This is a genomic window from Planotetraspora sp. A-T 1434 (assembly GCF_025420585.1).
In the GTDB taxonomy this organism is placed as follows: domain Bacteria; phylum Actinomycetota; class Actinomycetes; order Streptosporangiales; family Streptosporangiaceae; genus JAOEGB01.
In genome coordinates this window covers 57,742-67,741 of record NZ_JAOEGB010000034.1, presented here as the reverse complement: position 1 = coordinate 67,741, position 10,000 = coordinate 57,742, and the positions used below count along the sequence as shown (strand labels likewise).

13 protein-coding genes and 1 tRNA gene are annotated in these 10,000 nt (G+C 68.8%); 8 read left to right on the top strand and 6 right to left on the bottom strand.

From position 1 onward, the window contains the following. Positions 1-1,501, bottom strand: a 1,501-nt coding sequence (locus N5079_RS31475) for a dolichyl-phosphate-mannose--protein mannosyltransferase (protein ID WP_261587814.1), incomplete at its 3' end; no start/stop codon positions are given. Between the two features lie 253 nt (positions 1,502-1,754). Between N5079_RS31475 and N5079_RS31470 the strand changes: the two genes are divergently transcribed. Together N5079_RS31470 and N5079_RS31465 are read left to right on the top strand one after the other, a co-directional pair. After that, complete coding sequence (locus N5079_RS31470) at positions 1,755-2,621, top strand: neutral zinc metallopeptidase (protein ID WP_261587813.1); 867 nt, start codon at positions 1,755-1,757, stop codon at positions 2,619-2,621. Between the two features lie 66 nt (positions 2,622-2,687). Beyond that, on the top strand, positions 2,688-2,984 hold the full coding sequence (locus tag N5079_RS31465; protein WP_261587812.1) for a type II toxin-antitoxin system VapB family antitoxin: 297 nt from the start codon (positions 2,688-2,690) through the stop codon (positions 2,982-2,984). Positions 2,985-3,044: 60 nt separating this feature from the next. Here the strand turns inward: N5079_RS31465 and N5079_RS31460 are convergent. The 4 genes from N5079_RS31460 to N5079_RS31445 all read right to left on the bottom strand — a co-directional run bounded on the left by N5079_RS31460 (position 3,045) and on the right by N5079_RS31445 (position 4,709). Next, a tRNA-Ser gene (locus tag N5079_RS31460) sits at positions 3,045-3,129 on the bottom strand. A gap of 108 nt (positions 3,130-3,237) precedes the next feature. Then, positions 3,238-3,702: a tRNA adenosine(34) deaminase TadA gene (gene tadA, locus N5079_RS31455; RefSeq protein WP_261587811.1), complete on the bottom strand. Its 465-nt coding sequence runs from the start codon at positions 3,700-3,702 to the stop codon at positions 3,238-3,240. A gap of 13 nt (positions 3,703-3,715) precedes the next feature. Beyond that, positions 3,716-4,198 carry a tRNA adenosine deaminase-associated protein gene (locus tag N5079_RS31450; protein WP_261587810.1) on the bottom strand — a complete coding sequence of 161 codons (483 nt, stop codon included), beginning with the start codon at positions 4,196-4,198 and terminating at the stop codon, positions 3,716-3,718. 16 nt (positions 4,199-4,214) lie between these two features. Next, on the bottom strand, positions 4,215-4,709 hold the full coding sequence (locus N5079_RS31445; RefSeq protein WP_261587817.1) for a tRNA adenosine deaminase-associated protein: 495 nt from the start codon (positions 4,707-4,709) through the stop codon (positions 4,215-4,217). Between the two features lie 135 nt (positions 4,710-4,844). Between N5079_RS31445 and upp the strand changes: the two genes are divergently transcribed. From upp to N5079_RS31415, 6 genes are all read left to right on the top strand, one after another. Continuing rightward, the gene (gene upp / locus N5079_RS31440) at positions 4,845-5,483 is read left to right on the top strand and encodes a uracil phosphoribosyltransferase (RefSeq protein WP_261587809.1); all 639 of its coding nucleotides are present in this window, start codon (positions 4,845-4,847) and stop codon (positions 5,481-5,483) included. Positions 5,484-5,595: 112 nt separating this feature from the next. Beyond that, entirely contained in the window at positions 5,596-5,829 is a 234-nt protein-coding gene (locus tag N5079_RS31435; RefSeq protein WP_261587808.1) for a hypothetical protein, read from the top strand. Positions 5,830-5,924: 95 nt separating this feature from the next. Continuing rightward, complete coding sequence (locus N5079_RS31430; protein ID WP_261587807.1) at positions 5,925-6,083, top strand: hypothetical protein; 159 nt, start codon at positions 5,925-5,927, stop codon at positions 6,081-6,083. Positions 6,084-6,095: 12 nt separating this feature from the next. Continuing rightward, on the top strand, positions 6,096-6,623 hold the full coding sequence (locus N5079_RS31425; RefSeq protein ID WP_261587806.1) for a PH domain-containing protein: 528 nt from the start codon (positions 6,096-6,098) through the stop codon (positions 6,621-6,623). Positions 6,624-6,757: 134 nt separating this feature from the next. Next, the gene (locus N5079_RS31420) at positions 6,758-8,086 is read left to right on the top strand and encodes a helix-turn-helix domain-containing protein (RefSeq protein WP_261587805.1); all 1,329 of its coding nucleotides are present in this window, start codon (positions 6,758-6,760) and stop codon (positions 8,084-8,086) included. A gap of 99 nt (positions 8,087-8,185) precedes the next feature. Further along, positions 8,186-8,875 carry a FadR/GntR family transcriptional regulator gene (locus tag N5079_RS31415; protein WP_261587804.1) on the top strand — a complete coding sequence of 230 codons (690 nt, stop codon included), beginning with the start codon at positions 8,186-8,188 and terminating at the stop codon, positions 8,873-8,875. A 15-nt stretch (positions 8,876-8,890) separates the two neighbouring features. Here N5079_RS31415 and dnaN read toward each other — a convergent pair whose 3' ends face one another. Beyond that, positions 8,891-9,982 (bottom strand): DNA polymerase III subunit beta, encoded by a 1,092-nt coding sequence (gene dnaN, locus N5079_RS31410; protein WP_261587803.1) that lies wholly within the window; start codon positions 9,980-9,982, stop codon positions 8,891-8,893. Between the last annotated feature and the right edge of the window lie 18 nt (positions 9,983-10,000).

The following is a 10,000-nucleotide window of genomic DNA, read 5'->3' as shown; positions in this document are numbered from 1 at the left end:
AGCTCCGGAAGAACATGCGCTTGAACCACATGTCGTACGGGATGGGCTCGGCGGCGAGGATGGGGGACAGCCACCAGAAGTTGACCAGCGCGAGCAGCGCGAAGGCGCCCACGACGGCGGTGCCCATCACGCGCCGCCTGGACGGAGCGTCCACGGGACCGATGATCAGCCCGCACACCAGGACGATGGCGAGGATCATGAACGGCACCATCGGGAGCGCGTAGAACAGGAACATCGTCCGGTGGTCGGCGATCGCGAAGTAGAACCACGGCAGCCACCCGGCAGCGTACGCCAGCAGCACCGCTCCCGCCCGCCAGTCGCGGCTCGCGACGTACCAGGCGATCAGCGCGAGGAGGGCGAGGACGCCCGCGTACCAGATGACCGGGGTGCCGGTTCCGAGCACGGCCCAGGAGCAGTTGTCCGCGCCGCAGGCGCCCTTCGGCGACTGGTAGAAGAACGCGACCGGCCGGAGCAGCAGCGGCCACCCCCACGGCTGCGACTGGTAGCCGTGCGGGGTGTGCAGCCCTTCGTGGAAGCCGAGCACCTGGACCTGGTAGCTCACCCACGAGCGGAACGAGTCGAAGACGAAGAAGGCCCAGCCGTTCGACGTGGCCTGCTCCCAGTTACGGCCCCAACCGCGATCCGAGGTGAACCACCCGAGCCATGAGGCGGTGTAGACGACGATCGGCACGACGCCGAGCCAGGCGAGCCCCAGGGGCCAGTCGAGTCGCCGCGCGGCCGTGTACGGCCGGCGTAGGCCGATGGCCCGGCGGGCGCCGGCGTCCCAGACGAGCGCCATGATCACAAAGGCCGCGATGAAGAAGACGGCGGTCCATTTGGTGGCCAGCGCGGCGCCCAGGCAGAGCCCGGCGGCGAGCCGCCATGGCCGCCGGCCCAGGCGCGGCCCCGGGTCGGCCAGCGGCGACGTCTGGTACCAGTCGGCCAGCCGCGCCCGGCCGTCGTCCCGGTCCGTCACCAGGCAGGCGAAGGCCGCGAGCACCCAGAACATCAGGAAGATGTCGAGCAGCGCCGTCCGCGAGAGCACGAAGTGCAGGCCGTCCAGGGCGAGCAGGAACCCGGCGAGGCAGCCCAGCACGGTCGATCGGGTCATCCGCCGGGCCGTCCTGGCCAGGATGAGGATCGAGATCGACCCGGCGAGGGCGGCCGCGAACCGCCAGCCGAAGGGCGTGAGGCCGAACAGCCACTCACCTGCGCCGATCATCCACTTGCCGAGCGGCGGATGCGCGACGAAGTTGGCGCACTGTCCTGTTTGCTCGCACGTCTTGAAAATGTGCGTGTTCCCGCTCAGGATCAGATCGTTGGCGTTGCCGACGAAATACCGCTCGACGCCGTATTTGATCATGGAGAAGGCGTCTTTGGCGTAGTAGGTCTCGTCGAAGACGACCGACTTGGGGGTGCCGAGGCGGTAGAAGCGAAGGAACCCGCCGAAAAGGGCCACGATCAGTGGCCCGAGCCAGCCCCACCGGGGACTTCCGGGCATCGGCGGCACCAACCGGTCGCGGAGCGAATTGGGTGGACCGCCATCCGGCTCCCCAATCGCCTGATTGGCGGCAAGAGGCACCGGGGCATCGTAGCGCCGCATACCTCACAAAATCCCCCGGATGACGATCATCTCTCACCGTTTCTATGCTGAGTAACGAGCCATAAAGGGAATGATCTTCCTCAGCCGGGGCAGAACGCTGGGGCGATAAGATCGACCGCGCATATAAGCGCCCCACGCACGGGAGCGTCGTATGGATTTCGATGATCGAGCGCAACTCGACGCCTCGCAGGTGGAGGACGTCGGCAGAAGCGGCGGAGGGTTCCGTGGCGGGGGCCTCGCGATCGGCGGCGGAGCCGCGGGCATCATCGCGTTGATCGTGGCCCTGATCTTCGGGATCAACCCCGGTGACATCACCGGAGGCGGCAGCGACCAGCCCGCCAGAGTCCAGCCGAACTCCGACCTGTCCAAGCAGTGCCGGACCGGCGCGGACGCCGACCAGTCCGACAAGTGCCGGGTCGTCGGGGTGGTCAACAGCATCCAGAAGTTCTGGGACGGCCAGATCCAGAACTACACGCCCGCGAAGACGACGCTGTTCTCCGGGAGCGTCCAGACCGGATGCGGCGCGGCCGACTCCTCGGTCGGGCCGTTCTACTGCCCCCGTGACAAGCACGTCTACCTCGACCTGGGCTTCTTCGACGACCTGCAGTCCAGGTTCGGCGCCAAGGGCGGGCCGTTCGCCCAGGCGTACGTGATCGCCCACGAGTACGGGCACCACGTGCAGGACCTGCTCGGCACCATGGACCGGGCGGGACAGGGCCAGGGCGCCGAGGGCGGTTCCGTACGGCTCGAACTCCAGGCCGACTGCTACGCCGGCGTGTGGGCCAACAACGCGTACAAGACCGGCTTCTACACCGAGAAGTTCAGCAGCGCCGACATCGCCGAGGCGCTCGACGCCGCGGCGGCCGTGGGGGACGACCGGATCCAGGAGCAGGCGCAGGGCAGCGTCAACCCCGACGCCTTCACGCACGGCACGTCGGCCCAGCGGACGAAGTGGTTCAGCAACGGCTACGAGTCGGGCGACCCGGCGCGCTGCGACACCTTCTCCGGGGGAATCTGAGTCGGTAGATGCCCTTGGTGACGCCCGGGAAGGCAATCACCGGCATTCTTGCCTAAACTACATAGCGTGATCTTTAAGTTGGTCGGCGACGGACGGCCCTACCCCGAGCACGGCCTGTCGCATCGCGAGTGGGCGCAGATTCCGCCACGTCAGGTGAGGCTGGACACCCTGATCACCACGAAGGCGGTGCTCGACCTGCACTCCCTGCTCGCCAAGGACTCCACGTTCTACGGCGACCTGTTCCCGCACGTCGTCCAGTGGAACGGCGACCTCTACCTGGAGGACGGGCTGCACCGCGCCCTGCGCGCCGCGCTGCACCAGCGCTCGGTGCTGCACGCCCGCGTCCTGGAGATCGACCACTGAAAGACCCGGGACAGAGCGAAGAGCCGCCGACCTGATCAGGTCGGCGGCTCTTTCGACGAGCGGTGGAGGTGGGATTTGAACCCACGGTAGGTTGCCCTACACACGCTTTCGAGGCGTGCGCCCTCGGCCACTAGGCGACTCCACCGCGCAGAAGCCTACCGGACAAACGCCTGTGCCCGCGCATCCGTTTCGGCCCGGCCGTACGACCCATGACAATCCACGACGAACCGCGGCGATCCCGGCGGCGTACGGCTCAGCCGCGGCGGTCTCCGAAGAAGTCCCTGAGGACCGCCGCGCACTCGCCGGCCAGGACGCCCATGACCACCTCGGGCCGGTGGTTGAGCCGCCGGTCCCTGATCACGTCCCAGAGCGAGCCCGCGGCCCCGGCCTTCTCGTCGGCCGCGCCGTACACCACGCGCCGCACCCGGGAGAGCACCGCGGCGCCCGCGCACATGGTGCAGGGTTCGAGCGTTACGACGAGCGTGCAGCCGGTGAGCCGCCATTCGCCGGTCGCCCGCGCGGCGGCGCGCAGGGCGAGGACCTCAGCATGCGCGGTGGGGTCGCCGGCGGCCTCCCGGTCGTTCCCCGCCGCGGCGAGGACGTCGCCGCCCGGGCCCAGCACGACCGCGCCGACCGGGACCTCCCCACGCTCTCCGGCCCGTACGGCTTCCGCCAGCGCGAGCCGCATCGCCGCGTCGAACTCGGCCGGCGTGCTCATCGGGGGAAGCCGGTCACCGCAACCGGTCGAGCTCGTCGGCGAAGGAGAGGCGCTCGGCGATGACCGACAGGGTGTCCGCGGGCAGCACACCCTCCTCCATGCTGAGCTCCAGCAACTCGTCTCCGCTCAGGGAGAAGTCGCTGAGCAGCTCGAAGTCTCCGGCGGGACGGACGCCGAGGTCGGGAGCGTCCTTGTCCACCGCCACGCCCGCCAGCTCGGCGAAGATCTCGCCGAGCGCATCCGTCTGACCGGCGTGGGCGTCGGAGAGGAACACCCGGGGGTCCGAGTCGCCCTCGTAGCGGACGAGCGCGAACCATTCGTCCTCCACCTCGACGCAGAGCAGGGCCAGCTCGTCGCCGTTGAGGCCGAGCGCCTCCTGCACGGCGTCGCCCAGGTCGTCGGCGATCTCGGCGTCACCGAGGTCGACCTCGGTCCCGGTCCAGCCGTTGTCGGTCTTCAGGAAGGCGGCGGAGAAGAGGTTCGGTCGCGAGGGCATGGCCGTTCTCCCGTGGTCAGCCGATGGCGGCGTCGACGGCGCGCTCGAACGGCTGGGAGAAGCCCAGCCGCGCGGCGATGCTGGAGAGCACCTCGTCCGGAAGCAGGTCGAGATCCCCGGAGAGGGCTCCGAGCTCCATCTCGTCGAGGCCGAGGTCGGCGAAGATCGACAGGTCCCCGGCGGGGAGCACGCTGTCGAGCTCCTCCTCTTCGGGAATGGGCACGTCGAGGTATTCGAGGACCTGCTGCGCCAGCGGCCAGTCCCAGGAAGCGGTGATGTCGGAGAGGAAAACGCTTACTCGTTCACCGAAAACCCGCAATGCCACAAAGAAGTCATCCCCCACGGCGACCAGGCCAATCGTCGCGCCCATGCTCGGCGTCTGACGGAGGGCGTGGAGGAGCCCACGCAGGTCCGAGGTGAGCGCCATGGGAAGCATCTCGGCCTCCCACTGGTCGTCCTCGCGATAGACCACGATGGCGAAGTCAAGCGCGTCTACGTCTGTCATCGTCATCCCCACCGGCACGGTCCTCACGTCATGTAATGGTCCCAGACTCGGACTCCCACCGTACGGCGCTCGGCCCAAATTGTGATCAAAACAGTCAGGCGGCGTCGATGCTCCTTCCAGGGGAAGGTAACTTCTGTAGCCATGGAAACGCTCGTCGTCGACCACCCGCTCGTCGCCCACAAGCTGACCGCGCTTCGCGATGTGCGGACCGACTCTCCGACGTTCCGGCGCCTCGCCGACGAGCTGGTCACGCTCCTCGCCTACGAGGCCACCCGTGACGTCCGCGTCACGGACGTGACGATCGACACGCCGCTCGCTCCGGCCCACGGCGTACGGCTGGCCCGCCCGGCGCCGATCGTCGTGCCGATCCTGCGCGCCGGGCTGGGCATGCTCGACGGCATGACCCGTCTCCTTCCGACGGCCGAGGTCGGCTTCCTCGGCATGATCCGTGACGAGTCCACGCTCAAGGCCCAGACCTACGCCACCCGGCTACCCGAGGACCTGTCAGGGCGGCAGTGCTACGTGCTCGACCCCATGCTCGCCACGGGTGGCACGCTCGCCGCGGCGATCCACTTCCTCTTCGACCGCGGCGCCGAGGACGTCACCGCGATCTGCCTGCTGGCCGCGCCCGAGGGAATCTCCCACATGGACGAGGTCTTCCAGGGCAGCGGAAAGCCCATCCGCGTGGTGACCGCCGCCCTCGACGAGCGGCTCAACGAGCGGGGCTACATCGTGCCGGGCCTCGGCGACGCCGGAGACCGCCTCTACGGCGTGGTCTGACTCACCCGCGCCTCTCCCGCGCCATAGTTACATTGCGCACTCTTCCGGGTACGGAGAGTGATGACGACGTCTCTTCGCGTTCGCGCGGGCGGGCGCGCCACCAGGGAGAGCCATGAGTCAGCTTCCGGACAGTGAGCACTATGAGGGTGAGCAGCACGAGCAGCTCGAGGCGATGCTCAGGGACGAGTTCGCCGGGGTCCACCCCGCCGCCACCGTCACCCGCTGTGTCCAGGCCGCGCATCACGGCGCGGTCGAAGTGACCGGCCATGCCTCTCCCGCGCTGGTGGAACGCATCGCCCGCAAGCACCTCCAGGTCCTGGCGGTCGCCGCGGCGGAGCGGGGATGACGGCGCTCCTTGTCGACATGGCGCGATGTTTGGATTTTGCCGCTTTACCGAACTAGGCGCCTGGGTAATCTATAAGTCATGGGAGTGGTAACGGCATGCAGGTCAAGAAGATTCTCAAGTGGGGTGCCATAGGGATGGCGGCCTTCTATCTGGTGCGGCGGCCAGAGGACGCCGCGCAGACCGTGCACGGCGCGTTCGACGGAATGATGAGCGCGGCCAACTCGATGGCCCAATTCTTCGCCACACTGACATGAGGCCAAGCTGACATGAGACTTGTGACCCACGGGGACTCCGCCCCGTCGTCGGTCAACCGTTACCTCCTCCCCCACGAACACCAAGTCATCATGGTCCGGCGTCATCCCGCCGTGCTTCTCCGGCCCGTCGCAGAGATCTTCGGCGGGCTGATCCTCGCCGGCGTGCTCAGCAAGTGGCTGAGCGGCAGCGGCGGAAGCCAGGCCCTCGTCATCATCTGGTGGGCCTGGCTGCTGCTTCTCATCCGCTTCGTCTGGAAGGTAGCGGAGTGGTCGGTCGACTACTTCGTCGTCACCTCCCAGCGCATGCTTCTCACCACCGGCCTCGTCACGCGCAAGGTCGCGATGATGCCCCTGGGCAAGGTCACCGACATGAGCTTCCAGCGCTCGCTCCTCGGCCGCCTGGTCGGCTACGGCGAGTTCGTCCTGGAGTCGGCCGGTCAGGACCAGGCATTGCGGTCCGTTCCTTACATCCCCTACCCCGAGACCTTGTACCTCGAGGTCTGCCAGATGATCTTCCCCAGCAAGGACGACGACGACTAGCTGGTCGTCCACCCTGAAGTGCTGTCTCGTGATCGAACCTTCACCGTCGTGATTCTTGACGGAGGGTTACACGATTCGGTCGCTTCGTGCCATTATGGCGAGACCATTGACCATCCCCCGCCCTGAGAGATCAGATGCCGAGTCAGGGAACCATCGGTGACCGCGTCCGCGGATTGCGGTTGAGCAGGCGTATGTCCCAGGCCCAACTGGCCGGACCCGACCTGTCAGACAGTTACGTCTCGCTCATCGAGTCCGGCAAGCGGACCCCCACGCCCGTCGTCGCTCGGCTCCTCGCCGAGCGGCTCGGTTGCACCACCGAGTTCCTGCTTCACGGGATAGAACCTCGGCAGCGAATCGACACCGAGCTCGGCCTGCGTCACGCCGAGCTCGAGCTGTATCACGGCGATCCCGCCGTGGCGGGCGACCGCTTCGGGGACATCGTCAAGGCGGCGGGCGAGGACAACGCCATGCTGGCCGCGCACGCGCGGCTCGGCCGGGCGCGCGCGCTGGAGGCCCAGGGCCAGATCGGCCGCGCGGTCGAGGCGTACGAGCGGCTGCGCCGTGAGGCCGCCGCGCACCCCGAGCGTCTCGCCGACCTCCCGCTCACCGTGGCGCTGTGCCGCTGCTACCAGCGGGCGGGCGACATGCTGAGAGCCCGCGACCTCGGCGCCCACGCGCTGCTCCAGGTCGACCGGCTCGGGTTCGTCCAGGGCGAGCTCGCCGTGGAGCTGGCGCTGGCGCTGGTGGAGACCGAGACGGGCCTGCCGTACGTCGAGCGGGTGCTGTCGGAGGCCGGTGTGCTGGAGGCCTGCGACCGCAGCTCCGAGGTGCTCGCCCTGTGGCAGGCCAGCGTGACCGCCGCCGAAGGGGAGGACTCCGCGCTCGCCGTGCAGCTCGCGGACGACGCCCTGGCCGCCGGCCGGTCCGCCAGGATGGCCGTGCGCTACGCGCGGATCGCGATGCGCTGGGCCCGGATCACCACTGCGAATCCCGAGGACGCCGATTTGGACCGAGCCAACGAGCTCGCCACGTCTGCGACCGGGGTTTTCGCGGCCTTCCCCGCCGAGGCGCTGGAGCACGCGAGGAGCCTCGTCGTGCTGTCTCATGTACGGCTCCGCTCCGGTGATACGGAATCCGCGGTGAATCTGGCCGATCAGGCACTGGATCTGCTGGTGAGCGTCCGCGGGACGACTGCCGCCACCGCGCACCTGGTGCTCGCCGAGGTCGCTTTGGCACGCTCCGAAGACGCCACGCCCTCTCTGCGGCGCGCGCAGGAGCTGCTGGAGAGCAACCCGGCGGCGCCGGACCGCGAGAGCGCGCGGGCCTGGCGGATGCTCGGTGACCTCTGGGGTCAGGCCGGTTCCATTGATCAACAGGCGGGGGCATATCGTAGGGCCCTAGAAGCCGTCGGGATCCATGTGAACATACCGGGCTCAACCGCCTCGGCGGTGCTCACCCGTTAGCCTCCTGGAGCTCCGGACTTGTTCTGGCGGCTCTGGAATAATTAGGGTCGACCAGTCATTCAGTCATAGGATGACTGGTTTCCCCGGAGGAGGCGGACTGTGAGTCTGCGGACGGCCCAGCGGGCGTCTCTTGTGGACCAGGTGATCGATCAGCTCAAGGAGCAGATCACCTCTGGTTCCTGGCAGATGCATGCCAAGATTCCCACTGAGACCGTGCTCGCCGAGCACCTCGGAGTTGGGCGCAACACGGTCCGCGAGGCCGTGCGCGCACTGACCCACGCCGGCCTGCTGGAGTGCCGCCAGGGCGACGGGACGTATGTCCGCGCCACGAGCGAGCTTTCCGGTGCCATGGCGCGGCGGCTGCGAGCGGCCGAGCAACTGGAGATCCTCGAGGTGCGCCGCGCGCTGGAGGTCGAGGCGGCCAGGCTCGCCGCGACCAGGCGGACCAGCGGCGACATCGCCACGATCGAGGCGGCGCTGGCCGCGCGGGAGAAGGCCTGGGCGAACGGCGACCCCGACGGGTTCGTCGAGTCGGACCTGGCGTTCCACGTCGCCGTCGTCGAGGCCACGCACAACAACGTGCTCATCGACCTCTACCGCGACTTCTCCGCGGCTCTGCGCGCGAGCATCGCGGCCGCGGGCGGCTCAATGGAGCAGAACTACATCCCCCACGACGCCATCGTGCGGGCCATCGCGGCAGGAGACGCGGCCGCGGCCGAGCGGGCGGGCCACGCGTGCATGGAGCACATCCTCATCGCCCTGACCGAATCGCAGGACCTCACCGCCTGACGGGCTTCCCCGTCGTCAGGCGAGGCGGAGGGACATGACGAGATAGCGGAAGTCGGGGTCGTCTCCCTCATTGGCGATCAACGCGGGACGGGTGGGCGAGTCCATGTTGAGACGGACCCGCTCGGTCTCCACGCCGGCCAGGCCGTCGAGCAGGAAGTGGGGCTGGAAGGCGATCTGGATGTCGTCGCCGTCTAGCTCCGCCTCGATGACCTCGGCTCCGCGGCCGATCTCGCCGCCTCCGGCCTGGATCAGCACCTGGCCCTGCGAGAACGTGAGCCGGACGGCCGTGTTCCGCTCGGCGACCAGCGTGACCCGCTTGATGGCCTCGACGAAGGGGGCGACCTCCAGGTCGGCGTGGATGCCCCAATCCTCGGAAAGCCGTGACCGGTAGTCGATGAACTGGTCGTCCAGGAGCCGCACCGTGGTGATCCGCCCCTGGCTCTCGAAACCCGCCACGTTGTCGCCGAGGCCGATCGCGACCTCGCCGCCGCGCAGCGAGCGCGCCACCTCGACCAGCACCCGGGCGGGCACCATCGCGGCGCGCCGCTCGTCCTGCCGCTCCGGGTGCCAGAGGAAGTCCCTGGCGGCGATCCGGTAGCGGTCCGTGGCGGCCATCGAGGCCTGGACGCCGTCGATGTCGATGCGGACGCCGGTCAGCATCGGAAGCGTGTCGTCCCGGCTCGCGGCCGTCGCGACCTGGCCGACGGCGGTGGCGAAGACGCCCCCGCCCACCGCGCCGATCCTGGGCGGCATGGCCGGCATGGCCGGGAAGTCCTCATCCGGCATCGTGAGCAGCCCGAACTCGGCACTGCCGCACGTCAGGACGGCCTCCGAACCGCTCCTGACGATCTCGACCGGCCGGCTGGGCAGGCTGCGAGTGATCTCGGCGAGCACCCTGCCCGGGATCAGCACGCGGCCGGGCTCCGCCACGTCGGCCTCGACCTCGGCCCGCGCCGAAACGTCGTAGTCGAACGCGGAGACGCGCAGATCGTCGCCCGCCTCCAGCAGCAGGCCCGCGAGCACGGGGACGGCCGGTCGCCCCGGTAGCACGCGGGCCGTCCACGCCACCGCGTCGGCGAGAACATCGCGGTTCACCTGGAACTTCACCCTGACCCCCTGACTCTT